Here is a 24266-nt window from a genome sequence, read left to right as displayed (position 1 = left end):
CCCCTGTCAGCCCACGAGCTCTTCGACTGGCGGCTCGGTGGTCTCGGGTACGACCCGTAGCCCGCTCGGAGAGTTCGCCACGAAGGACAGCGCATCGATCCATGCCGGGTTGAGCTGCGGCGCTTTGCTGCCGAAATACTTGAACGTGAGCGAGCATCGCGGGTGGATCCAGATGCTCGTACGACCGCCACCGGTGCTCGCCTGGTCTGCCCACGAGAAGTAGAACGACTCACCCCGACGAAGCTTGTTGCCGATGACGACCTGAAGGTGCGCGAGAGCGCGGTCTTCGAGGTCGACCTTCACGTTGCCCTCATAAGTCAGTTTTCCCACGGCGGAATCATAACCCCGATTTATCCTCTGCACGGCGGCGCCGGCGGGGTGCAAGGGCGGTAATGTGAATCGGCCGCTCTTCACGGGAGAAATAGATGACACACGAACCCCCGCCAGCCGAAAAAACGATTGCCGAAATCGTCGAACGGTTGTCCGCGAAGTTTCCCGATCTGCCCGAAGCGACAGTCGTCGAGGTCGTCACCGAGTCCTACAACGAACTGGCGGATGCCAAAGTGAAGGACTTCGTCGAGGTACTCGTCGAGAAGCAGTCGAAGAAGCGACTGAAGGCGCTCAACGCCTGACAGTCCCGCTCTACTGAGCGTCGGCGGTGCGCGGTAGCGTGCCGGAATGACGATCGATGAGAGAACTGTCGAATGGATGCTGAACACCGACCCCGCCCTGCGGTGGCAGGTGGAGCGAGACATCGTCGGGGCTCCGCCCGAGGTGTGGCAGGCAACCCGCGCCCGAGTTGGTACCGAAGGCTTCGGGGCGAGGCTGCTGTCCTGGCAAGATCCGGACGGACAGTGGGCCGGCGGCTCCTTCTTTCCGGCGGGGTTCTTCGACAGCCCTGAGATCGAGCAACCTGGTCAGCCCTGGGTTGCGACTACCTGGGTACTGCGAGATCTGCGGCTGTGGGGACTCGATCCCGCCGCCCTGACCGGCACAGCCGAGAAGATCGATGCGAACAGTCGCTGGGACTATGACGATCTGCCCTATTGGGGCGGCGAGGTCGATGTCTGCATCAACTCGTACACCCTCGCCACCGGCGCCTGGTTGGGGGCCGATGTCTCGAAGCTGGTCGCGTGGTTCCCGGCCCACCGCCTCACCGACGGCGGGTGGAACTGCGAGGCCGAGGAAGGCAACTCGACGCGATCCTCGTTCCACTCGACCCTCAATGCGCTCATAGGAATGCTCGCGTACGAGCGCATCACGGGCGATACCAGCCTTCGTGACACGCGGCATGCGGGCGACGAGTATCTCTTATCTCGACGTGCCCTGTACCGGGCGACCACGGGCGAGGTCGTCGGTCCGTTCGTCACCAGATTCGTCTACCCGAACCGTCATCGCTATAGCGCGCTCGCTGCCCTGGACTATTTCCGCGATGCGTCGCTGCTGGACGGCACGCCGCCCGACGAGCGTCTAACCGACGCCATCGAGCTGGTGCGCGAAGCGCGCACGCCGGAGGGCACCTGGATTCAGACCACTCCGCTTGCCGGGCGCACCTGGTTCGACGTCGACGTCGCCGAGGGCGAGCCCTCGCCGTGGCTCACGCTGATGGGCACACGCGTGCTGGCGTGGTGGGATGCCGCGCACCCCGCCTGAGCTACCCAAGTCGGTGGCGGCCTAGCGAGAGTCCTTCTTCGCCTGGCGCTTCGCGCCCTGCGAACGGCTCGAGGCGTCCTTCTTGATACCGCCGGTCGACTGACGGTGCTCGCGTCCGCGCCCGGGACCGCTGATCTTGCCGTCGCTCGAGCCCGAGGCATCCGGCCCCGTTCCTCGACCAGCCTGAGCACGTGCGAGACGCTCGGCCTTGAGCTGTTCGGCGTGCTCATGCGCCACGACGGCGATGCGTTCCGAGACGATCGCCAGCGCTTCTTCGAAGGCCTCGGCGCGCAGTCGCTCTTTCGCACCCTTAGGTGCGGCCGCGCCGCGGCCGCCCGCCTTCTCCACACTCTTCGCACCTCGGCGGCGGTAGTTGGTGACGTGCTTATTGCGGGCGCGGCGCACGCGCTTATGCAATGCGAGCAGCTCCTCTTCGTCGAGCGCAAGCAGTCGATCCGGTTCTATCTCGCGCATCAGATCGAGCTCGCCCTTTTTCAACACCCACAAATAGTCGTCCATGCGCCCATCGTGGCACACCGGGCGCGGTGGAGGACAGAGGCTGGAACTGCTCGCCGCAGGCCCTCCGCCGCACCGACATCGCGGGAGGTGTCGGCGGCATCCGGGCGTTTGTGTTCTGGCTGTTCGTTCCCCCACCGTTCTTCTTGCCCCTGTACCCTGTATCCCCGCAGGGAGCCGCGATTGATCGCGCTCCGATTCCGCGGATGGAGAAGGTGTGACGATGGCGAAGACCACGAAAGCGACGAAAGCCGCAGAGGCCGCAATGGATGCTGCCGCCGCAGCTGCGAAGGATGCAAAGCGGTTGAGCAAGACGCTTCCCAAGAAAGATGCCAAGAAGCTGCGGTCGCTCGCCGAGGAGGCGAAGGATGCTTCGTCGGCGTCGAAGAAGAAGGTCGCGAGCAACCCTCGCAAAGCTCAGAAGAAGGCTGTGGCCGCGATCAAGCGTGTCGACAAGGCCGCTGACAAGGCGGAAGCCAAGCTAGCCGCGAAGGCCGCGGCGTCAAAGAAGAAGGCTGAGTCCGCCGCGAAGACAAAGACAAAAGCCTCTACTCCGAAGTCAGTGAAGAAGAAGGCCGTTGCCGCGCAGCGATCGGTCGAGAAGAAATCAGCGGCACCGGTCGTCGAGCCGAGCATCGCTGAGCCCGAGACGGTCGTTGCACCCGCAGTGCGACCGAAAACGACGCCGAAAGCCGCGCCCGTTCCCGCAGCCGACGATCTCGCCGCGCTCACGGTCGTCAGGCTCCGCGAACGCGCCCGCGAGGCCGGGCACACCGGCTTCTCACGTCTCACCAAGGCGCAGCTCATCGCGCTGCTGTCGTCCTGACGCGGTCGATGCAGGACTATCTCGATCTGTCGTCCGCGGCTCCCACCCCGCGGACGCTCATCGACATCCTTCGCGAAACCGCCGCCCGCTACCCGCAGGCTTCCGCGCTCGAAGACGGTGATGGTGCGCTCAGCTATGCCGAACTTCTGGCGCGCGTCGGGCAGACGGCGGCGCGATTGCACGCCCACGGTGTGCGCCGCGGCGACCGTGTCGGCGTGCGGATGGCCTCAGGCTCTCGCGACCTGTACATCGCGATCCTCGGCATCCTGGCCGCGGGAGCCGCCTACGTCCCCGTCGACGCCGACGACCCCCAGGATCGCGCCGATCTCGTCTTCCGCGAGGCGCGGGTGCGCGGCGTCATCACCGGCGCCGGAGTTTTTCGGGCCGGTGATCCCGCGACGCTCCCCTCCTCTGCCGATGACCTTTTCGAAGGGGATGCCCCGCATCCGAGTTCGCGTGCGATCCCGATCGTTCCGCCGCCCACGGTCGACGACGACGCGTGGATCATCTTCACGTCCGGTTCCACCGGCGTTCCCAAGGGCGTCGCGGTCAGCCATCGATCGGCGGCCGCCTTCGTCGATGCCGAAGCGCGACTGTTTCTGCAGTCGGCTCCGCTCGCTCCCGGCGATCGCGTGCTCGCCGGGCTCTCGGTCGCGTTCGACGCATCCTGTGAAGAAATGTGGCTCGCGTGGAGACACGGGGCGTGCCTCGTGCCTGCGCCGCGCGCGCTGGTGCGATCGGGCGAAGACCTCGGACCCTGGCTGGTCGGCCACGGGATCACCGTGGTCTCGACCGTCCCGACGTTGGCTGCACTCTGGCCGCAAGACGCGATCGAGAACGTCCGGCTGCTGATCTTCGGCGGAGAGGCCTGCCCGCCCGAACTTGTCACCAGGTTGGTGGCTGAGGGCCGCGAAGTCTGGAACACCTACGGCCCGACCGAAGCCACCGTCGTCGCGTGCGCGGCGCTCCTCGACGGCGACGGGCCGGTGCGTATCGGCCTTCCGCTCGAGGGCTGGGCGCTGGCCGTCGTCGATTCCACCGGCGCCCCGGTCGCCGAGGGCGAGGTCGGCGAACTCATCATCGGCGGCGTCGGGCTCGCGCGGTATCTCGACCCCGCAAAGGATGCCGAGAAGTACGCGCCGATGCCGACTCTCGGTTGGGACAGGGCGTACCGCTCCGGCGACCTCGTGCGGCTGGAACGCGAGGGGCTGCTCTTCCAGGGTCGCGCGGATGACCAGGTCAAGGTCGGCGGCCGCCGCATCGAACTCGGCGAGGTCGAGTCCGCACTCCAGGCGCTGAGCGCCGTGTCGGCAGCGACCGTGGTCGTACAGCGGTCCGAAGGTGGGGTGTCACTCCTCGTCGGCTATGTCGTTCCCGCCGAGGGTTTCGACCGCCAGGCTGCGCGCGCCGAACTCGCCGAAACGCTCCCCGCCCCGCTCATCCCCCTGCTCGCGGTGGTCGACGACCTGCCCGTCCGCACCTCCGGAAAGGTCGACAAAGCGGCGCTGCCATGGCCGTTGACAGATACGGATGCTGCAGACTCTTCCCTCTCGGGAACCGCCGCGTGGCTCGCCGAGCAGTGGACGGCTGTGCTCGGCATCCACCCCGGCAATGAAGATGCCGACTTCTTCCAGTTGGGTGGAGGCTCACTGGCTGCCGCCCAGCTCGTGTCGCGCATCCGGGCGCGAGCGCCCGAGTTCACCATGACCGATGTGTACGACCTGCCCCGGCTGCGTCAGATGGCCGACGCGGTCGAGGCCGAAGCATCCGAGCTCGACGATGTCCCCAACACCTTCAGCATCGCGCGCCCGACTCCGAGGATCATGCAGTGGGTGCAGACGGTCGCCGGCGTACCTTTGTTCGTCTTCGCCGGCCTGCGTTGGACGGTGTGGCTGCTGACCGCGAGCTGGATTCTGCGGCTGTTCCCGGGCTTCGACTTTCTTCCCGAGGCTCCGCTCTGGCTGATCGTGGTCGGGCTCATCCTGTTCGTCACTCCCCTGGGTCGCATGGCGACGTCGGCGATCATCGCGCGGCTGCTGCTGGGCGGCCTCAAACCGGGCGACTACCCCCGTGGCGGCGGCGTGCACCTGCGGCTGTGGCTCGCCGAACAGGTCGCCCATCAGGTCGACCCGGTGGGCCTCGCCGGAGCGCCGTGGGTCAGCTACTACGCCCGCGCGCTCGGCGCGAAACTCGGCGCCAACGTCGATCTGCACTCGCTCCCACCCGTCACCGGAATGCTCGAGGTCGCCGAAGGCGCGGCGATCGAACCGGAAGTCGATCTGTCGGGCTATTGGATCGACGGCGACACGGTCCGGATCGGTGGCATCAGCATCGGCGCAGGGGCGACGATCGGCACTCGGAGCACGCTCGCCCCGGGCACGCGGATCGGGCGCAACGCAGAGATCGCCCCCGGATCAGCCGTGTTCGGACGGGTGCGCGCGGGGCAGCTGTGGGCGGGCTCGCCCGCGGTCCGCGTGGGAGGAACGTCCAGCCCCCTGGCGCCCGAGCGTCCGCCTGCGCCGAAGCGGTGGCTGTGGGCGTACGGCGCGTCGTCCGCGATGCTCGGCCTGCTGCCCTTCCTCGCAATCGCTGCGGGCGGCGCGGTGCTCGCCTACGGCATGCGCGGCGCCACCTCCCTTGTCGACGCCATTCCAGCGGTGCTCGTCTGGCTCATTCCGTCCACCCTCGTCGTGGGGGTGTCATTCGCCGCGGCGGTGGTGCTCTTTGTCCGGCTCTTGTCCATCGGCCTGCTTGAGGGCGTGCACCCGGTCCGGAGCAGGGTGGCGTGGCAGGCGTGGACGACCGAGCGCCTGCTGGACTCGGCCCGCACGATCCTGTTCCCGCTGTACTCGAGCCTGTTCACACCGGTCTGGCTGCGGATGCTGGGCGCCGAGGTCGGACGCGATGTCGAGGCATCCACCGTCCTGCTCATTCCGTCCTTCACCACGATCGATGACGGCGCGTTCCTGGCAGATGACACGATGGTCGCGACCTACGAGCTCAAGGGCGGATGGATGAAGCTCGGGCCGGCGCGCATCGGCAAGCGTGCCTTCCTGGGCAACTCGGGCATGGCGGGTGCGGGTCACCGCGTTCCGCGCGACGGACTTGTCGCCGTGTTGTCGGTCGCGCCCGAGAAGTCGAAGCCGGGATCCTCCTGGCTGGGCTCACCCGCGGTGCGCCTTCGGCGCGTGGTGAACGACTCCGACCTCGAGCGCACCTATCGGCCGCGACCCGGCTTGCGCGTCGCGCGAGCGCTGTGGGAGTTGGGTCGCGTGATTCCCGTCGTCATCACCTGTGCGATCGCGTTGGCCGTGATGTTCGCACTCTCGTGGATGGTTACCACCTGGGGTCTTCTGATCGCCGTCCTGCTCTCCGGGGTTGTGCTGCTGGTGGCGGGCGCCGTCGCGGCGCTCATCACGACTCTCGCGAAGTGGGTCTTCGTCGGTCCGATTCGTGCGGGAGAGCACCCCCTGTGGTCGAGTTTCGTGTGGCGCACCGAGGTCGCTGACACCTTCACCGAGATGGTGGCGGCTCCCTGGTTCGCAGGCGCCGCCTCGGGGACGCCGGCACTAGCGATGTGGCTGCGTTCGCTCGGCGCAAAGGTGGGTCGCGGAGTGTGGACCGACAGCTATTGGCTACCGGAACCTGACCTCGTGACGCTGGGAGACGGCGCAACGGTCAACCGCGGATGTGTGGTTCAGACGCATCTGTTCCATGATCGGGTGATGAGCATCGACACGGTCACCCTCGAAGCGGGGGCGACGCTAGGCCCGCACAGCGTGATCCTCCCCGCCGCCAACATCGGGGCGAACGCGACGGTCGGACCGGCGTCGCTGGTCATGCGGGGCGAGTCCGTGCCTGTCGGAAGTCGCTGGAGCGGCAATCCGATCGGCCCGTGGCGAGCGGTAAAGGTTCGGGCTTACCAGTCTGCCGACGCATGAGGCCGGACGCGTACATCCCTCAGAGCGGTGACCCCAGCATCCGGGTGCATCACTACGACCTCACGCTGGACTACAAGGTCACCACGAATCGCCTGTCCGCGACCGCCGTGGTGCGCGGGACAGCGCTCGCGACGACAAAGGCACTGTCGTTCGACCTTGTTGGTCTGCGTGCCACCAAGGTCACCGCGGTCGGCGCGCGCGTGGCCGCTTTTCACCAGAGCGATCGCAAGCTCCGCGTCAGCCTGGCCTCGCCGATCGCGATCGGCGAGGGGTTCGAGGTCGTCGTCACCTACGCGGGCGCTCCGCACCCACGTAGGTCGCGCTGGGGAACAATCGGCTGGGAAGAGCTCGAAGACGGCGCCCTGGTCGCATCGCAGCCCACGGGCGCGGCGACCTGGTTTCCGTGCAACGACGTACCGAGCGACAAGCCGACGTCCCGCTTGTCGGTGACGATCGACCAGGCGTACACGGTCATCGCCAGCGGCGTCCGCACCGCGCGCACGAACCGCGGTGGCAAGTCAACGTGGGTCTTCGAGCAGAATGTGCCCACCCCCACCTATCTGATGACCGTGCAGATCGGGCGCTACGTCGAAGAAGTGGTCTCACTTGCCGGCCCGGTCGGGCGTCTCTTCTATCCGCCGGCTCTGGCCGGTCGTGTGCACGCCGACTTTGCCGACCTCTCCCGAATGGTCTCGGTGTTCCAAAGCCTCTTCGGCCCGTACCCGCTCGAGGAATACGCCGTCGTGGTGACCGCCGATGACCTGGAGATTCCGCTCGAAGCGCAGGGGATCGGGGTGTTCGGCGGCAACCACATCGACGGCACGGGCGGCCTCGAGAGGTTGGTCGCTCACGAACTGGCCCACCAATGGTTCGGTAACAGCGTCGGTGTATCGAAGTGGCAAGACATCTGGCTCAACGAGGGCTTCGCCTGCTACTCGGAGTGGCTCTGGTCAGAGCGCTCCGGCGGACTCTCTGCTCATGAAAAAGCTCTCGCGCACCACGGTCGACTTTCTGCGCTGGCTCAGGACATCGTGCTCAGCGACCCTGGCCCGGATCTGATGTTCGACGACCGCGTCTACAAGCGCGGCGCGCTCACCCTCCACGCGGTACGACTTACTGTCGGCGATGCGGCGTTCTTCACTCTCCTTGCGGAATGGTCGCGAATGTATCGGGCTTCCACGGCTACTACGGCGGACTTCGTGGCACTCACGGAAGACATCTCGCACGTGCCGATCGCGCGCCTATTGCACGAGTGGCTCGATCTGACCCCGCTCCCCGCCTTGCCCGCTGTGGACGGGGGCAGTCCGTTCAGTCGGGATGCCTCGACTGTGCCACCGCCGGAACCGTCGCTGCACTGAGGATGAACCCCTCGGGTCCGTCGATCTCCATCGCATGGACGGGGTCGCTGCGCCCGGGAATCCAGACCGGATGTGTTGACTCGAATCCGCTCGGCCCGACTTCGACCTGAGAGAGCTCGACCGTTAAGCCGCGTCCGTCGGCCTTGAGAGCCGCTTCGATCAGGGTCCACTCCTGGAGCGTCGGCGGACGCGAAGGCGCGAAGAGTGACGTGAGTTCGGGCAGAGGAAGAGCCGGATCATCCCCGCGATCGTGCTCGATGTCGACGCCCACGGCCGATGCATCCGCCACGCTCGCCGCTGCCACCACCGCGACGCTCCCCGCGTACGCGAAGCTGACCGCGACGGGAGCCGTATCGAACCGAGGCTGACCGTGGTCACCGCCGCAGCGTCGGCACGTGGTCGTCAGGACCAGGCTTGTGTCATCGGTGAGTTCCGCCACGAGGTGTCGGGCGAGCCAGCGCGTTGCGAGAAACCTCCGCGCCGCCATGCCGGTCAACACCTCGAAGCGCCGTGCCTGCTGCTCGCCGAGTCCGTCGAGAACTTCGGTCGCCACCAGATGGTGGTGAGCAGCATCCATCCACGCAATACGGGTCGTTCCGAACTCACCTCGGCCGACCGTCATTGCGACAGCCTACGATCACGCCGCCGAGAGTCGCCTGCGGAAGTAGGGGCGCAGGATGGGGCGAAGCACGAAACGCAGCGGGATGCCGACCGCGTACACAGCCGTCCCCGCGACCGAGCGATCCATCCTCCCCAGCGCGAGCTTTCGTTCCCAGATATCGCGCACGCGACCGCCGCGGCGGTCGCGCGCAGGCTTGGGCGGGAGTGCTCCCGCTCGACGCAGCACGACAAGGTCTTCGACCTGGGCGACCCAGTTGTCTTTTGCAGGGTCGTGAAAGTAGTTGCGCGTGAGCCATTCGGACGGCGGAAGACGAAACTCCCGAGCGATGACCGCGGCCTCCGAGCCGAACAACCCGCTTCCCTCGAAGACAGGGTTGATGAGTGAGTCATCGACGCCGAAAGTGTCGAGAGCGATGACCGGAATCCCCCTCGCGATCGCCTCGATCGCGGCGGTCGAACTGACGGTCACCAACCCCTCGGCGGAGTCGAACGCGTGCGACATCGACTCGGTGGACACCACGAGGTTCGGCGGCAGTGGGGCCAGGCGACGAAGGAGGTCGGGGTAGCCGTACCTTTGCTCGTGTGTTTGGTGCTCGCCCGTCACCGTGCGCTCTTTCACCACGACACGTTTCTCGGGGTCAGCACGTGCGGCGGCAACGAGCAGACGTGCGACTCGCATTCGGTCAGCGCGCTCACGCGGGACGATGGCCTGCGAGGCGAAGACGAGGTCAGTGGCACGAGTGTTCTCGCTCGTCGACGCCACAGAACTCCGTGCGAAGGGCAGTCGCGCGAGCGCGAACCGTTGCACGAGGCCCCGCCGCTCTGCGAGCGCTCTGAAGGTGCTCACCTCGCGAGTCGAATGAAGGACGAACACGTCGCTCTGTGTGCGATGGATGAGGGCGGCCGTCGTGGCGGGAATCGAGATCCCGGGCAGCCCCGAGACGATCACCGGCCGGGGGTCGAGTTCAGCCATAGCCGCGATCATTACACGCCCGACGGGTCCGCGGGCGGCCACGAGCACAGCATCCGGTGCCATCTCGCCGACTATGCGCGCGAGATCAGCAAACTGAACGCGGCGCACGTGCTCGGCATCCATCCCGCTGCCGACCAGCGCGCTCTGCATCTGCGTGCGACTCACCGCGAGCGGAGTCTCGACGACCAGAAGTTCGACTTCGGAACCTGCCGGCAAAGAGCTCAGGAGCGCCGCCGCCCACTTGACATAGGAGTCGGTGTCGGCGAGAGCGACAACGCGGAGCGGGGGCGCGCCAGCAGACCGGGGGTCTGGGGCGGAGCCCCAGAATGTACTTCCGGTCACGTCAGAACACGACGCAGCTTCGCCATCGGCGCGCGCTCGCCCGGGAAGACGCGCTTCACACCGTCGCCGAGCGCCTCCTCGATGATGCGGATATCGCGCACGAGGTGCTGCAGACCCGTCGGCTCGAGAGAAGCGGCGTGGTCGGAGCCCCACATCGTGCGGTCGAGCGTGATGTGGCGTTCGACGGCCACCGCGCCGAGGGCGACAGCAGCGACCGAGATCTGCAGCCCACGCTCGTGACCCGAGTAGCCGACGGGAACACCGGGGTAGCGGTCCCGCAACGCAGGGATCACGCGCAGGTTCGCCTCGTCCGGCTCCATCGGGTAGGTGGAGGTGGCGTGCAGGAGCACGAGCCGGTCCGTACCGAGGACGTCGATCGCCGCGTCGATCTGCTCGATGGTCGACATTCCGGTGGAGAGGAGGACGGGCTTGCCGGTGTCACGGATCGCTTCCAGCAGGGGGATGTCGGTCACCGATGCCGAGGCGACCTTGTGGGCGACGACGTTGAGGTCTTCGAGAAAGTGCACGCTGGGGATGTCCCAGGGCGAGGCGAACCACTCCAGACCGCGCAACACGGCGTGATCGGCAACCTCGATGTACTGCTCACGCGTGAACTCCACGCGGTAGCGGTACTGGAGGTAGGTCATTGTGCCCCAGGGAGTCTCGCGAAGCGTGTCGCGCATATGCGCGGGAGTCGAGATCTCGGGTGTGCGCTTCTGAAACTTCACGGCGTCGGCCCCGGCGTCGGCGGCGACATCGATGAGCTGCTTGGCGAGTTCGACGTCGCCGTTGTGGTTCAGGCCGATTTCGGCGATCACGTAGGTGGGTCGGCCACCGCCGATCACCCGCGATCCGATGGTGACGGTCATGGGTTCTGCCTTTCGAAGGGCGTGGAGAGGGAGACAGACGCGGGCACCCGGTAGGTGCTGCGCCGATCACGGAGGACTCGATCGGCAAGCTCTCGTACTGCTCCGTGGCCGCCGGTGCGGCTCACGATCACGCGCGATGCCGCGAGCACGAGCGGGTGCGCTTCGGGGACGGCCACCGGGTAGCCGACGACGTCGAGACAACCGAGATCGTTGATGTCATTGCCGATGTAGGCGACGTGAGCGAGCGAAACGCCCTGCTCGTCTGCCCACTCCCGCAGGACACTCGCTTTGTCGTCTACGCCCTGCCGCACGTCGACCTGAAGCTTTCGGGCCCGAGCGCTCACGACCTGATTGGTCTCGGACGAGAGGATCAGCACCGGAATGCCCGCACGTCGAAGGAGCGCGATCCCCATCCCGTCCGATCTACTCACCCTGACGCTCTCTCGCCCGGCCGCGTCGGTCATCACCGTGTCGTCCGTATGGACGCCATCGAAATCCGTCACGACAGCGCGGACGTCCATCGGATCAGCCTCGTGGCGGATCAGCGGGGCGATCGCCTGTGCCAACGCCAACTGCTCCTCGGTGTCGATCTCGATGGCCGAGCGCTCAGCGACTTCGACCATGCCCACGCGACCGAAGAACCGGTGGCCTGCTGCGCGCAGACCTTCAGCATCCATCACATAGAACGCCCCGGTTTCGAGGTATTGAGGATCCCGATCCTGCCGCCGCAATCGTGCCGTCGGGTCGTGGTTGATGCCTGAGGCAGCACCCTCCTCCGCGGCCCACAAGAACCCATAGGTCTCGACTGCCGAGAAGACGCAGTCATGTTCGTTCGCTCTGATCAATTCGACCGCGACATCGATGTCGCGCGAGTCGATGAAGGGTGACGTCGCTTGCAAGAACACGATGATGTCGGCGTTCATACCCGCGTCTTCCATGACGTCCATCGCGTGCAGGAGTGCGCTCTCGCTGGAGGCGTCGTCTCCGGCGAGCTCGGCGGGCCGATGAATGACCTGCGCCCCCCACTCCTCAGCGACAGCGGCGATTTCAGGGTCGTCCGTTGAGACGATCACACGATCGACGGATGCTGTCGCCCGAGCTGCGACGATCGCCCGTGCAACGAGTGGCACACCGCCGACCCGCCGCACGTTCTTGCGCGAAACACCCTTCGAGCCTCCGCGTGCGGGGATGACGGCAACGATCTCGGTCATTTCTTCAGGCTCCGTCCATCGATGGCGATCTTCGAACGCCCGCTGCGGATGACACTGCCGGTACCGCGCAGTACGAGCGGAAGGGTGGTCGTCGTCGACGACGGCAGGGTGATGATCTCGAGCGGTTCGGCTGCTCCGGCGAGCAGCAGTTCTGCCGGGAGAGCCAGCTTCGACAGCACGACGCCCGGGATACCTGCGACAGCCTCCGTCTGAGCGCGTGGCTCGCGCCGGTGCGGAAGGTAGGTGAGGGGCGCGCGGCCCGCCTCACCCTCGACCCAGTCGAGGTAGGACGGCATCGACATCCGTCCGTCGACCGGTCGCGCGCTGCCGAGCATGACCCGACCATCGGTCTTGGTCGTGAACGAGCGCGCGGTGCGGCGGGTCCACTCGAAGCGGTGGCGCTCGATGCGCGATCCGAGGTCGCCGAGCGCGGATGATCGTGCCGCGCCCAGCTCGAACGCGGTGAAGAACTCGACCTGACCGGCGAGCGACCTCCCGAGGATCTGCTCGAGCGCGAACGGTGCCGCCGCCTTCGTGAGGCCCCTCTCGGGCACGCCGGGCCGCGCGTACGGCCGACGACCCGTGAGCGCATCGGCGAAGGCAAGGGTGTTCGCCCCATCATCGAGGAAGGTGATGCGACGAGGACGAAGAATGGATGCGGCAAGCCGGAACTGGCCCGAAAATCCGTCCCCGACGAGCCAGTGTCGGTGGCGTGCGAGCAACGACCACGGGATGCCGAGATAAGACTCGCACGGCCCGAAGGACGCGCCCCGCGCGATCAGCTCGTCGGCCGTCTGCCCCATCTGCGGCGTCAACCTGCCGGCGATCGGAACGCGGCGGCCGTGGGCAGAAGCCCACTCGGCCACGCCCACGAGTTGCAGGGGGGACTCCGCCCACGCGATGACGGGCATTGCTGTCGAGATCACGACACCTCCGTTTCGCGGGCACGCTCGGCTGATATTCCAGAGTGAGCGGCGCGGATGAACGTGCACGCCCGACTGAGTGACCCGCGTGGAACGGCTGCGTGAACAGTGGGGTTCGCCGAGACCGTTACCGGGCGATGCGACTGGCGGATGCGCCGCGAATCGTGATCAGCTCCGCGTGCTTGGGCTCGAGACCGTCACCTGCCGTACGGCCGCGGATCCGACGGAAGACCCAGGGCAACGCATAATCGCGAATCCAGACCGATCGCGGGTGGCGAGGCGGCACCGGATCGCTTTCGTCTGCATGCAGCAGTTCTTCGAGCTGCAGGAGCGACTTCGCCTCGGGAACACCCAGTCGCGCGGCGGCCTCGTAAGCGAGCAGTCGGTGTCCGCGCGAGTTGAGGTGGACGACATCATCCGCCCATAGCGAGAGATCTCCGAGAGCGGGAACCGTGTCGAGGTCGAGCAGGATGGCACCGGTGTCGCGCGCGATCGTACGAAGCGCCGAGTTGAACTGGGCGAAACGGCCGGCCAGCAGCCGTGAGGCGCGCCTGCGCGGAAGGAACGCGGTGACGAGGAGGACCTCAGCCCCGGATGCTTTCACCATCCGGATGCCGTCATTCAGGCGAGCGGCGAGCGCGAGGGGATCGGCTCCCAGCTTGACGAGGTCGTTGCCACCGATCAGCACCGAGACGAGATCAGCGCGCAGCTCGATCGCACGCGGGATCTGATCGCGGACGACGTGCTCGATGCGCCGGCTGCGGACGGCGAGGTTGGCGTAGCGCAGCCCCGCAGGGTAGCGCTGTGCGTGAGCAATCAGCTCCGCAAGGCGATCCGCCCAACCTCTGTACTCTCCGTCGGCCATTCTCGAGCCGTCGCTGAGGCCCTCGGTGATCGAGTCGCCGACGGCGACGTACCTGCGCACCGGTCGCGAAAGTGTTGCGGGGGGCGCGAGGTTCGGGCGCTCACCCCGCACAGTCGCGCGCCCCGCATCGATCTGGTGAAGAGCGATGGCGTCGCGGTAGTGCTCCATGAGCTGGTCGCCGAGCACGCTCCACGAGCGGCCCTCCACCCCGCGCCGCGCAGCAACGCCGAACGCCCGAGCCTTGTGCTGGTCGCCCACGAGGTCAGCGACAGCCGAGCGCAGCCCGCCCAGGTCTCCGGGCTCGTAGAGCCATCCGTTGACGCTGTTGCGCACGAGATCGACCGGTCCACCGCGACCGGTGGCCACCACGGGGAGCCCGCTCGCGTGCGCTTCTTGAATGCCCTGACAGAACGTTTCACTCTCACCGGGATGCACGAACACGTCCAGGCTGGCAAGAGCGCGCGCCAGCTCCGTACCGCCGAGGAAGCCGGTGAAGATCGCGCTGGGCAGTTCTTGCTCGAGGCGGCCGCGGGCCGGCCCCTCCCCGATGATGACGAGCCGAACGCCCGGCAGGTCGGAGAGCACGCGAAGGTCTTCGACCTGCTTCTCTGCGGCAAGTCTGCCGACGTAGCCGACCAGGATCTCGCCGGATGCGATGCGCCCTCGCCACTCCTCGTCACGCCGTTCAGGAGTGAACCGCTCGATGTCGACACCGCGTCCCCAGAGCCGCACACGATCGACACCGATCTGCTTCAGTTGCTCGGCAGCCGATGTGGACGGCGCGAGCGTGAGGGTGGATCGACGGTGCAGACGGCGGATGTGGGCCGCGACGAGGGGCGCGCCACCGGGCACGCCGTACTTGGCCGCGTAGGCGATGACATCGGTCTGGTAGACCGCGACGCTCGGCACACCCAGCAATTTCGCCGCTGCCTGACCGTGCCAGCCGAGTACCAGCGGAGACGCAAGATGCACCACATCGGGCGAGAAGTCGGCGAGCAGATTCGCGATGTGCGGAGTGCCGACGACGCTCACCCGCACTTGGGGGTAGGCGGGCAGGGGGACGGACCGGACGTGCTCGGTGCGGGCGCGTGACCCCTCGACCTGTGCATTGCCGGAGCCGGGTGCGATGACGAGCGCATCGTGACCTTTGCGTTCGAGGTCGCTCAGCACCTGGAGCACGGAATTCGTGACCCCGTTCATGTGGGGGAGGAAGGACTCGGCCAGCAGCGCGACTCTCACATCTCCAGGGTGCAGGTCGCCAGAGCCGGTCGACGCGGAAGAACGGGGCTTTGGCCAAGAGTTCACCGGTCGCACCCGCCGGGTTAACCGACGCGCGCTGTTCTGAACCCATTCACCCCCACCTGGTACTCAAGAGCGGTGATCAACGATCTCCTGGCCGACATCGCGACCAGCCCGTGGGCGTTGCCACTGCTCTTCGGATTGGTCTTGGGCGACGCATTCCTCGTGGTGATCCCGGGCGAGACAGCCGTCACAGCCTTCGCCGCACTCTCGGTCTTGCACGGTGAGCCGCCCCTCGCGGCGGTGGTCACCGTCGCTGCATTCGCCGCTTTCACGGGTGACGCGGTGTGCTACTTCGTCGGCAGGACGATCGACATCGACCGCTGGCGGTGGGCGCGCAGCACGCGCGTGCAGGCGGCGCGCCGGTGGGCGAGGCGGCGGCTCCATCGCAGCACGGCGGCGATCGTGTTCACGGCGCGCTTCATCCCGTTCGCGCGCATCGTGGTCAACCTGACGGCGGGAGCGGAACGGATGCGGGCACCTCGCTATCTCGCACTCTGCGCTCTCGCTGCCGGCGCCTGGGCCCTCTACCAATCCTTCATCGGCGCCGCGGTTGCCCGCATGCTCCCCGACGCGCCCGTCGCGGCGGTGTTGATATCCGTCGGCGTGGCGTTGTTGTTCGGCCTCGTGCTCGATCTGGTCTTGGCGAAGCGAGTGACGCCCGACCCGGAGGTCTAGCCACCGTCCTCCTCCGTCGAGGGCGGCGATTCTTACGGACTGCGGACGGCTCTCACGATCCGCCGTTGCCCAGGGGGATCCGGCGTACTCTGAGGGCGTGATCCCGGAACCATCGCGCTCGATCGGCAACGCGGACCTCATCGATCGACGCGTACTCGTCGTGGACGACGATCCCACTGTCACCGAAGTCGTCTCGGAGTATCTGCGCTCGGCGGGGTTCGTCGTCGACCACGTCGCCGACGGGTTCGCTGCGATAGAGGCCGAAGCACGGATCGGCCCTGACCTCATCGTGCTTGATCGGATGCTGCCCGGAATCGACGGGATCGAAGCGTGCCGACGCATCCGGACCACCAGCGCCACCCCCATCATTCTGCTCACCGCCCTCGGCAGTGAAGACGAGCGCATCAAAGGTCTCGAGGCCGGTGCGGACGACTATCTCACCAAGCCGTTCTCGCCTCGCGAGCTCGTGCTGCGCGTACAGTCGATCCTGCGTCGGTCGATGACGGAGTTCGCGCCCGAGTCTCCGCTGGATCGTGGCCCGTTCCACATCGATCCGTCGGCGCGCGTAGCCACGATGGACGGACGTCACCTCAACCTCACCGTGCGCGAGTTCGACCTGCTGTCCTTCCTCGTGAAGCATCCGCGCCAGGCTTTCAGCCGCGAAGAGCTGCTGTCGGCGGTGTGGGGGTGGACCTACGGCGATCTCTCGACGGTGACGGTGCACGTGCGGCGACTGCGCGAGAAGATCGAACCGGATCCGACCCAGCCGACGCTGCTCACGACGGTGTGGGGGATCGGGTACCGCATGGATCTGCCGGAGGGTGCGCGTGAGTCTTCCTGAGCTTCTTCAGGTCGCTGTCCTTTCGCTCGTGATCACCCTCACGATCGGCGGGGCGGCGGTCCTCCTGTTGATGACGTTGCGGCGCTCGTCGCTGATGCTGCAGGGGTGCATCCTCGTCTTCGCGTCGATCCTGTCGGTCGTCCTCAGCATGGTGGGCGCGTCGTGGCAGATGTACATCTCAGAGCACGACCTCACCGTCGCCATCAACGTTGCCGCGATCTCGGGTGCCGTGTCACTCGGACTCGTCGCCGCCCTCGGCGCCGTGGTCGTCCGCAACGCTCGCAGCCTCGGGCGGCTCGCCCAGCGGATCGGCGAAGGTGAACGGGTCGATGCCGTAGAGGTGCAGTCGAGTGCCGAGTTCCGCGCACTCGCGAAAGAACTGCTCGCGACAAGCACCAAGCTCGCGGCGTCCCGCGAACGCGAGCAGCGCGCGGAGCAGGCCCGGCGCGAACTCGTTGCGGGGATCGCGCACGACCTGCGCACTCCCCTCACCGGCATCATGTCGATGGCTGAGGCGCTCGAAGACGACCTCGCCACTGATCCTCAGCGCTACCACCGCCAGATGCGCGAACAAGTCACCCGGCTGTCGGCAATGATCGATGACCTCTTCGAGCTGTCGAAGATCGACTCAGGCACGTTGCGTCTCACCCTCGAAGAGGTCTCGCTGTACGACGTGATCTCCGACACCGTCGCAGATCTGCGCTCAGTCTCCGAGGGGCGTGACATCCACATCGACTCGCGCCGCGACAGCGACCTGACCGTGCGCGCCGACGCCCGCGAACTCTCGCGCGCCATCTCGAACCTGCTCCTCAATGCGATCCAGCACACCCCGCCCGGCTCGCCGATCACGGTGTCCGCTGTCGTTGTCGACGGCCGCCCCTCCGTGTCAGTGATCGATACCGGCGGCGGTATCGCAGAAGATGATCTGGCCCGCGTTTTCGACGCCGGCTGGCGGGGGACGCAGGCGCGCACCCCCCAGCCGTCCTCACCCCTCACCCCGCTTCGGTCGAGCGGCGCGGGGCTGGGCCTTGCGATCGTTCGCGGAATCGCGCGGGCGCACGACGGCGAAGTGACCGTCAAGAACGTACCGGGTGGTTGCCGCTTCGACCTGATCCTGCCGAACCCCGGCGAGCGCGAGAGCGAACCCTCGCTGACCTGAGGGGACCGCGTGGTCGACGTGGAGGTCTCGCTCGGTGATCCTTTCTCGGCGGGCGAAGCGTTCACCGACTGTTCATGATCGGTCGCGGCGCCTCACTGTTAAATAGATATGCATCTATGTATCGTCGGTGGACCTCGCATCTCTTGTCGCGAAAATCCGACGGAAGGGACTCACCGTGTCAACGAAGCTCGCGAAGGCTTCCGCCGCAGCATCCGTGCTTGCCACTTCACTCCTGCTCAGTTCCTGCGTAGGAGTTTCAACGCCACTGGTCGGGTCCGTCGGCTCCCTCAACGGCACAGTCATCACGGACGGTTCATCCACCGTCGCACCGCTCACCGATGCCGCGGCGGACCTGTTCGCAGCAGTCGAGCCCGACGTTGACGTTATCGTCACCATTACCGGCACGAGCGCCGGGTTCCGGGCCTTCTGCGATGGAGAGACCGATGTGTCCAACGCTTCGCGACCGATTTCGGAGGAAGAGATCGCGGCCTGTGCGGACGAGGGCGTGGAGTTCACCGAGATCGTGGTTGCCAATGACGGCCTGTCGGTCATCATCAATCCCGACAACGATTGGGCGACCGACCTGACGACTGAGCAGCTCGCGACGATCTGGGCTCCGGAGTCAGAGGGCGAGGTCATGTCGTGGAATCAGGTCGACCCGGCATTTCCGGACGAGCCGCTGGTTCTGTTCGGCGCGGGAAGTGACTCGGGGACCCTCGACTACTTCACCGAAGCGATCAACGGCGAAGAAGGCGCGATCCGCGCAGACTACCGATCCTCCGAGGACGACACGTTCACGCTCGACGGGGTCGCCAAGGAGCTTGGCGGCGTGGGTTTCCTCGGACTGAGCTACGTCGAGACCAACCCCGACGTGGTGGTTGCAGCATCCATCGATGGCGTCGCCCCGAGCACCGAGACCGTCCAGGATGGCACCTACGCTCCGCTCAGCCGCCCGCTCTTCATCTACGTGAGCCACAGCTCCTACGCAGACAAGCCCGAGGTCACGGCCTTCGTCGACTTCTACGTCGAGAAGGCGGTGGCAGTCGCAGATCGCGCGCTGGTCGTGCCCCTCACGAACGAGCAGGTGAGGATCTCTCTGGAAGAACTCGCCTCGCTGAAGTAGAGCGCTGCTCGACGCAGGCTACTCGTCAGCGGTCTCTTCCTTGCCCCACCGCGACTCAGCGACCGGACGCCCCTGCTCGCCGATCCGCTGTTGTGACGGACTTCTCGGTCAGCGAGACTTCACCACGGTGAGCAGAACGACCGAATCTTTGATCGCGTCGAGTGAGTGGAGTCCGGCGGGGACTGCGAGCAGGTCTCCGGGCGATCCGTTCCAGGAGGCCTCCGCCGCCCTGAGAAGGACCCGACCTTCCAACACGTGAACGGTTGCCTCTCCGGGGTTGGCATGCTCAGCGAGGCTCTCACCGGCCTTGAGTGCGATCAGGGTCTGACGGAGTTGATGCTCGTGCCCGCCAAAGACGGTCTTCGCGCTTCTGCCGCTGGAGGCTTCTCGCGCATGCGCGAGTTCGTGACGCGCGAGGGCGATGAGTGAGGTCTTCTGCATGCGCGAACTCCTGAACACGAGGGTGTTGCCCGATTTGCGGTGAGTGCCCGGTCGTTTCGCCGAGGAGTCGCCCGTTGCTCAGGCTACTGCGCCCGGCCGTCGCATGGTTGTCGCGCCTGCTTCGCGGCGAGCATCGTACGCACCGTTGTTCGCGGTGTCTAGGCCCATGCCGAGCGCGGGTGGTACCCGCAGAGTAGACCTACGCAGAGATCCACATCCGTCGATCAGAATGCCCAACAGCGAGGAGCACCCCATGGTCCAGATCATCGAAACCATCGACGTCGACGTCCCCGTACGCATCGCGTACAACCAGTGGACGCAGTTCGAGTCGTTCCCCAAGTTTCTCGACGAGGTCGAGTCGATCACCCAGACGGGCGAAACCCACACCCACTGGAAGGTGAGCGTTGCTGGAGTCACTCGCGAGTTCGACGCCGAGATCACCGAGCAGCACCCTGACGAGCGCGTCGCATGGACGAGCACCGGTGGCGAGACCGAGCACGCGGGCGTGGTCACGTTCCACAAGCTCACCGAGGGATCGAGCCGCGTGACTGTTCAGATCGACTGGGAACCGGAGGGCCTCGTCGAGAAGCTCGGCTCGCTGGTCGGAGCGGGCACGCACGCGGTCAAGAAGGACCTGAAGAACTTCAAGGAGTTCATCGAGGCACAGGGCGGCGCCGAGACCGGCGCCTGGCGCGGAAACGTCGACGCGTAGCGCGCTGACCCAGCGCTCAGAACAGAGAGTCGAAGGAGCATGATGAGCGGCAACGAAAGAAGCTCGCAAAACACCCAGGGCACGCCGGACGGAGATGTCGAGGCCGACACCGCCTCGGGCGGGGCGCCCGAGAGTCCTGACACGACCGACGAAGACGGCATGCCGGTCGACAACCCATCGGGCGGCTGACCACAGGCGTCCATTCTCGACGGCGGGCTTGCGCATCCCCCACATCACCCGTTGGCATGTGTGGGCGGCGCGCGTTCTTCCTGCATTGCGCGAGCCGGAGGCGCTCGGGCGTCCGATGTCAAGGAGCGTCCGGCAGGCATCACCCAGAAGGGGTGATGCGCCGGCGCCGCGCACCGAGCAACGTTGCTGTGGGCGCATTGCGCTCCTCACCACCATCGACCATGAGGACGGACCACATGAGTGAGTACGAACTATCGAGTTTGGGGCCGGTTGACTACCTTGTCATCGAGTTTCCTGCAGGTCAGCAGAACTTCACCGGCGAGATCGCTGAGGAGCTTCTGACGTTGGCGAATGCGGGCACCATCCGCGTCATCGACATCATCATCCTCACCAAGGACGAGGACGGCGTCGTCGACGCCGTCGAGTTGTCGGATGCCGGAGATCTTGGCGAGCTCGTCGCGCTCGAGGCTGAGCTCGCGGAGCTCCTGGCTGCCGAGGATGTCGCACACCTGGCCAACGCGATGGACCCGGGAAGCGTCGCGGGAGTGCTCGTGTACGAGAACGCCTGGGCAGCGCCATTCGCCTCGGCGGCACGACGAGCGGGAGGTCAGCTCATCGCCAACGGTCGCATCCCCATCCAAGCGATCATCGCCTCGCTCGAGGCAGATGACGCACTCGAGTCGACAGGAGTTTGACATGCCATTGAGACCTGCACGAGTGGGACGCGTGGGCGTCATCGGCGCACCCGTCGCCAAAGCAGCCGTCGTCGCGTCAGCGGTGGGTCCCGGCCCATCGCCGATCGCAAAGGCAGCCGTGGTGGGCGCAGCGGTGGGCCCCGGCCCATCGCCGATCGCGAAGGCCGCGGTCGTCGGGGCCGCGGTCACGCCCGGCAGGCGGCGTCGCATCTAGACGGTGTTGTCGGCGACTGCGCGCCCGGGAGTCGGTGACCTCGGGCGCGCAGTCCTCTTTCACGCCGTTGGGGTGAGGCGTAATCTTGCGGTGCTCGGTACCGTCACGTCAGTTGCGAGAGGAATAGTCGTGTCGAACTACCGAGAGAGGCTGTGCCGCCTCGCCGTCAATGACCCCACCTTGCTTGCCGGCGAACTCGGTGTCCACCGTGAACTCCCCGGAGCAGACGACAGACTGTTCGCGATCGCACGTCTCGCATCGCTCGTGGCGGTGCACGGGTCGGGCCCGTCGTTTGCCGAGCAGACCGATGCGGCAATCGACGCCGGCTTGACACCAGACGAGATCGTCGACGTGCTCTTCGCCGTCAGTTCGGTGGTCGGGTTGCCCAGAGTCGTCTCGGCGGCGCCCATGGTGGCACTCGCGCTCGGCTTCGACGTCGAGAGCGTGGTCGATTGAGCGCTGCCATAGGCGCGCTGCAGCCCGGTGCTTAGGCCCCGAGAAGTCCCACAGCGACGGCCCGATCTACGGCCTCGCTGCGCGAAGAGGCTCCGAGCTTGCGATAGATCGATCCCACTTCGGTGCTCACGGTGTTGCGGGACAAGAACAGGCGCGTGCTGATTTCAGGGATGGTGAGGTGAGTCTGCAGGTACGGGAGCAGCCGGAGCTCCGCAGGAGTGAGCGGTGGGCCGTCGAACCCCGCAGATCCTGGCGCAGTGACCAGAGCCTTCAGGTCACTCTGTTGGGTGACGAAAACACCCATGTGCGGCCGGTAGGTCAGAAGGTCGTCGATCTCGCGAACGAGGTGTCGCGCGGTCGAATGATCTCCCAATGCCCAGTAGGTCTTCGCGAGGCAAAGGCTGCTTCTGACCGCTACGGTCGGCATCGCCCATGTGCACACGGGGCGTGCGCGCATTGCTCGCGTAAGTTCTCGGTGAGCTTCTTTCACATCTCCCCGATGGACCGCCATTCGAGCAGCAGCGGCGAAAGTGAGCACCGCTGACGCATAGTCGGCGAGCCGATGGTCACGAACTGCTGCCAGAGCACCATCGAGCAGTGCGGCGGCCTCGTGCCAGCGCCCCGCATCCATGTGAATCAGTGCTCGTTGAGTATCGGTGCGCGTGCGGACGTCGCTGTTGCCCACCGCCGCTGCCCGATCGGACGCGCGGGCGTAGTACTCGGCCGCGCCCTGGACGTCACCGCTCACCAAGTACGCTTCCCCGAGCATGCTCAACGCGAAATCACGCCACGGGCTCCACCCCGGTTCAGCCTCCACAGCCGCGTGAGCATCGGCCAGCATTTGTGCGGGTCCGCTCGCGCACATGGCGGCCAGCAACATCGCGCGACTGGACTCGAAGGACGCCGCGCCGTCGCCAGGCGGCTCGTCGAATGTCATCGACTCCAGCGCACTCCGCCAGCGCTCCGCTTCGAGAGGCCGGCCCGAGAGCACCGACATCCACGCGGTCAGCACCGCCAGCGGCGGGTGCGCCATGACCGCCCGGTCACCGACCGACGCGATCCACCGTTGCAGGGTGTTCTGCTCCCCCGCCTGATAGGTGATGAGTCCGAGAGCGGTGACCATCACCACGCACCGCTTTTCGTCCTCACCCTGAAGGAGGTGCTCGATCGCATTCGCCGGTGAATCATTGGCTTCGTACCAGGACGCAGCAAGCTCATGTAGTTCAGGCATCGCCGTCGGGTCTGTTCGGCGCAACTCATCCAACAGGAACTCACGATAGAGAGGGTGGTAGCGATACCACTTCCGCGTCCGATCCTCTGGGATCAAGAAGACATTGGCGCTCTCCAGCTCGCGCAGAAGAATCGGGGCCGTTGCATCACCGGTTACGTGTCGGCACAGGTCATCGCTCAGGTGTTCGAGCACCGCGGTGCGGCGCAGGAACTGCCGCGTCGCCTCGGGCAGAGTCGAGAACGACTCACGGTAGAGGTAATCCGCCACGAACCTGTCGTCTCCGACGATCACTCTCGATGGATCTCTCGTGTCTCGCGCGATCATCGCGGCAAGTTTCATTCCCACGGGCCAGCCCTCAGTTCGCACCGCGGCGGCCCGCGCGAGATCAGCGGTCAGGTCGATGCGCTCCTCGCGAAAGATCTGCCGAGCACCCTCCGCATCGAGAGCGAGGTCTTCGAGTCCGAATTCGAGCACGTCGCCCCGGGCACGCAAACTCGCCACGTGCGGTTGCGCAGTCCGGCTGGCGGCAACGAACTGCGAACCCGACGGGACTCCGCGAAGTACGACCTCCAAGACGTCGCTTGATGCCGGACCCACGAGGTGCAGGTCATCGACGAAGAGGACGAAGGGGCGGGACGTCGCCCGCAGGGCGGAAGACAGACGGGGCGCGGCACGCCCGAGAGTGGCCACCGATGGCACACGCATGTCGGCGATGATTCCGGGGTCAGCCCCCGTTGCTCGGACGAAAGCGGCAGCCAGTAGCGTCAGCAACGCGACCGGGTCGTCGTCGAACCTGTCCAACGAGACCCATCCCACCGAGCGCGATTCAGCGGCCGCCCACGCCGTCAGAAGGGTCGTCTTGCCATACCCTGCCGGAGCCACGACCGCCACGATGGGGCGACCGCTGGCGGTGGCCGTTCTGATCAGATCGGTGCGACTGACCGATTCCTTTCGAGCGAGTGGCAGTGACAGCTTCGCATCGAGGAGCAGGTCGTCGAGGGCGGGGACATCGCTGCCTGAGATGTCGGGCGCCCCAGGCATAAACCGAATACTAGGGGGCACGCGGGTTGGCCGCCACCGGAGGTGCTTCAGGGCGCTTCGCCGCTAGGGTCGAGGACGAACCGAACGCG

24 protein-coding genes are annotated in these 24266 nt (G+C 66.4%); 14 read left to right on the top strand and 10 right to left on the bottom strand.

Features of this window, described 5'->3' with window-relative positions; all coding sequences use genetic code 11:
* Nucleotides 1-6 precede the first annotated feature (6 nt).
* Entirely contained in the window at nt 7-330 is a 324-nt protein-coding gene (locus tag LG299_RS13255; protein ID WP_404430990.1) for an ATP-dependent DNA ligase, read from the bottom strand.
* A 95-nt stretch (nt 331-425) separates the two neighbouring features.
* Between LG299_RS13255 and LG299_RS13250 the strand changes: the two genes are divergently transcribed.
* The gene (locus LG299_RS13250) at nt 426-632 is read left to right on the top strand and encodes a three-helix bundle dimerization domain-containing protein (RefSeq protein ID WP_404430988.1); all 207 of its coding nucleotides are present in this window, start codon (nt 426-428) and stop codon (nt 630-632) included.
* Between the two features lie 46 nt (nt 633-678).
* Complete coding sequence (locus LG299_RS13245) at nt 679-1653, top strand: squalene cyclase (protein ID WP_404430986.1); 975 nt, start codon at nt 679-681, stop codon at nt 1651-1653.
* Nucleotides 1654-1674: 21 nt separating this feature from the next.
* Here LG299_RS13245 and LG299_RS13240 read toward each other — a convergent pair whose 3' ends face one another.
* Nucleotides 1675-2172, bottom strand: coding sequence for a hypothetical protein (locus tag LG299_RS13240; protein ID WP_404430984.1), 498 nt, complete (start codon nt 2170-2172; stop codon nt 1675-1677).
* Nucleotides 2173-2392: 220 nt separating this feature from the next.
* Between LG299_RS13240 and LG299_RS13235 the strand changes: the two genes are divergently transcribed.
* The 3 genes from LG299_RS13235 to LG299_RS13225 are packed head-to-tail and all read left to right on the top strand — an operon-like array spanning nt 2393 to nt 8294.
* On the top strand, nt 2393-2995 hold the full coding sequence (locus tag LG299_RS13235; protein ID WP_404430982.1) for a hypothetical protein: 603 nt from the start codon (nt 2393-2395) through the stop codon (nt 2993-2995).
* An 8-nt stretch (nt 2996-3003) separates the two neighbouring features.
* The gene (locus LG299_RS13230) at nt 3004-6936 is read left to right on the top strand and encodes a Pls/PosA family non-ribosomal peptide synthetase (protein WP_404430980.1); all 3933 of its coding nucleotides are present in this window, start codon (nt 3004-3006) and stop codon (nt 6934-6936) included.
* The gene (locus LG299_RS13225; protein ID WP_404430978.1) at nt 6933-8294 is read left to right on the top strand and encodes a M1 family metallopeptidase; all 1362 of its coding nucleotides are present in this window, start codon (nt 6933-6935) and stop codon (nt 8292-8294) included. The genes LG299_RS13230 and LG299_RS13225 overlap by 4 nt, the downstream gene beginning before the upstream one ends.
* Here LG299_RS13225 and LG299_RS13220 read toward each other — a convergent pair.
* The 6 genes from LG299_RS13220 to LG299_RS13195 all read right to left on the bottom strand — a co-directional run bounded on the left by LG299_RS13220 (nt 8245) and on the right by LG299_RS13195 (nt 15337).
* Nucleotides 8245-8916 carry a hypothetical protein gene (locus LG299_RS13220; protein WP_404430976.1) on the bottom strand — a complete coding sequence of 224 codons (672 nt, stop codon included), beginning with the start codon at nt 8914-8916 and terminating at the stop codon, nt 8245-8247. The genes LG299_RS13225 and LG299_RS13220 overlap by 50 nt on opposite strands.
* 15 nt (nt 8917-8931) lie before the next feature.
* Entirely contained in the window at nt 8932-10230 is a 1299-nt protein-coding gene (locus LG299_RS13215) for a DUF6716 putative glycosyltransferase (RefSeq protein WP_404430974.1), read from the bottom strand.
* Nucleotides 10227-11099, bottom strand: a complete 873-nt coding sequence (locus tag LG299_RS13210) for an N-acetylneuraminate synthase family protein (RefSeq protein ID WP_404430972.1) — start codon at nt 11097-11099, stop codon at nt 10227-10229. Before LG299_RS13210 ends, LG299_RS13215 begins: the two co-directional genes overlap by 4 nt.
* Entirely contained in the window at nt 11096-12310 is a 1215-nt protein-coding gene (locus LG299_RS13205; RefSeq protein ID WP_404430970.1) for a cytidylyltransferase domain-containing protein, read from the bottom strand. The genes LG299_RS13210 and LG299_RS13205 overlap by 4 nt, the downstream gene beginning before the upstream one ends.
* Nucleotides 12307-13236 (bottom strand): hypothetical protein, encoded by a 930-nt coding sequence (locus LG299_RS13200; RefSeq protein WP_404430968.1) that lies wholly within the window; start codon nt 13234-13236, stop codon nt 12307-12309. Before LG299_RS13200 ends, LG299_RS13205 begins: the two co-directional genes overlap by 4 nt.
* Before the next feature lie 124 nt (nt 13237-13360).
* Complete coding sequence (locus tag LG299_RS13195) at nt 13361-15337, bottom strand: GDSL-type esterase/lipase family protein (protein WP_404430966.1); 1977 nt, start codon at nt 15335-15337, stop codon at nt 13361-13363.
* A gap of 138 nt (nt 15338-15475) precedes the next feature.
* On the opposite strand from LG299_RS13195, the gene LG299_RS13190 reads away from it, so the two are divergent.
* From LG299_RS13190 to LG299_RS13175, 4 genes are all read left to right on the top strand, one after another.
* Nucleotides 15476-16075, top strand: coding sequence for a DedA family protein (locus LG299_RS13190; protein WP_404430964.1), 600 nt, complete (start codon nt 15476-15478; stop codon nt 16073-16075).
* Nucleotides 16076-16172: 97 nt separating this feature from the next.
* Complete coding sequence (locus tag LG299_RS13185) at nt 16173-16916, top strand: response regulator transcription factor (RefSeq protein ID WP_404430962.1); 744 nt, start codon at nt 16173-16175, stop codon at nt 16914-16916.
* A complete protein-coding gene (locus LG299_RS13180) occupies nt 16903-18075 on the top strand; it encodes a sensor histidine kinase (protein ID WP_404430960.1) in 1173 nt (390 codons plus the stop codon). Before LG299_RS13185 ends, LG299_RS13180 begins: the two co-directional genes overlap by 14 nt.
* A 175-nt stretch (nt 18076-18250) precedes the next feature.
* Complete coding sequence (locus LG299_RS13175) at nt 18251-19198, top strand: PstS family phosphate ABC transporter substrate-binding protein (RefSeq protein ID WP_404430958.1); 948 nt, start codon at nt 18251-18253, stop codon at nt 19196-19198.
* A 108-nt stretch (nt 19199-19306) separates the two neighbouring features.
* Here LG299_RS13175 and LG299_RS13170 read toward each other — a convergent pair whose 3' ends face one another.
* Nucleotides 19307-19639: a cupin domain-containing protein gene (locus LG299_RS13170; protein WP_404430956.1), complete on the bottom strand. Its 333-nt coding sequence runs from the start codon at nt 19637-19639 to the stop codon at nt 19307-19309.
* 253 nt (nt 19640-19892) lie between these two features.
* Here LG299_RS13170 and LG299_RS13165 point away from each other — a divergent pair, with 253 nt between their 5' ends.
* The 5 genes from LG299_RS13165 to LG299_RS13145 all read left to right on the top strand — a co-directional run bounded on the left by LG299_RS13165 (nt 19893) and on the right by LG299_RS13145 (nt 21905).
* Nucleotides 19893-20351 carry an SRPBCC family protein gene (locus LG299_RS13165; protein WP_404430954.1) on the top strand — a complete coding sequence of 153 codons (459 nt, stop codon included), beginning with the start codon at nt 19893-19895 and terminating at the stop codon, nt 20349-20351.
* A gap of 42 nt (nt 20352-20393) precedes the next feature.
* Nucleotides 20394-20540, top strand: a complete 147-nt coding sequence (locus LG299_RS13160) for a hypothetical protein (protein WP_404430952.1) — start codon at nt 20394-20396, stop codon at nt 20538-20540.
* A 236-nt stretch (nt 20541-20776) separates the two neighbouring features.
* Nucleotides 20777-21235, top strand: a complete 459-nt coding sequence (locus LG299_RS13155; protein WP_404430950.1) for a DUF6325 family protein — start codon at nt 20777-20779, stop codon at nt 21233-21235.
* Between the two features lies 1 nt (nt 21236).
* Nucleotides 21237-21449: a hypothetical protein gene (locus tag LG299_RS13150; RefSeq protein WP_404430948.1), complete on the top strand. Its 213-nt coding sequence runs from the start codon at nt 21237-21239 to the stop codon at nt 21447-21449.
* A 129-nt stretch (nt 21450-21578) separates the two neighbouring features.
* Entirely contained in the window at nt 21579-21905 is a 327-nt protein-coding gene (locus tag LG299_RS13145; protein ID WP_404430946.1) for a carboxymuconolactone decarboxylase family protein, read from the top strand.
* 31 nt (nt 21906-21936) lie between these two features.
* Here LG299_RS13145 and LG299_RS13140 read toward each other — a convergent pair whose 3' ends face one another.
* Entirely contained in the window at nt 21937-24177 is a 2241-nt protein-coding gene (locus LG299_RS13140) for an AAA family ATPase (protein WP_404430944.1), read from the bottom strand.
* Nucleotides 24178-24266 lie beyond the last annotated feature (89 nt).

It is taken from the genome of Microbacterium lacus (assembly GCF_044794305.1).
GTDB classification, from domain to species: domain Bacteria; phylum Actinomycetota; class Actinomycetes; order Actinomycetales; family Microbacteriaceae; genus Microbacterium; species Microbacterium lacus_B.
Note: the sequence above shows the minus strand (reverse complement) of the source record. Positions and strands in the feature narration are given on the sequence as shown.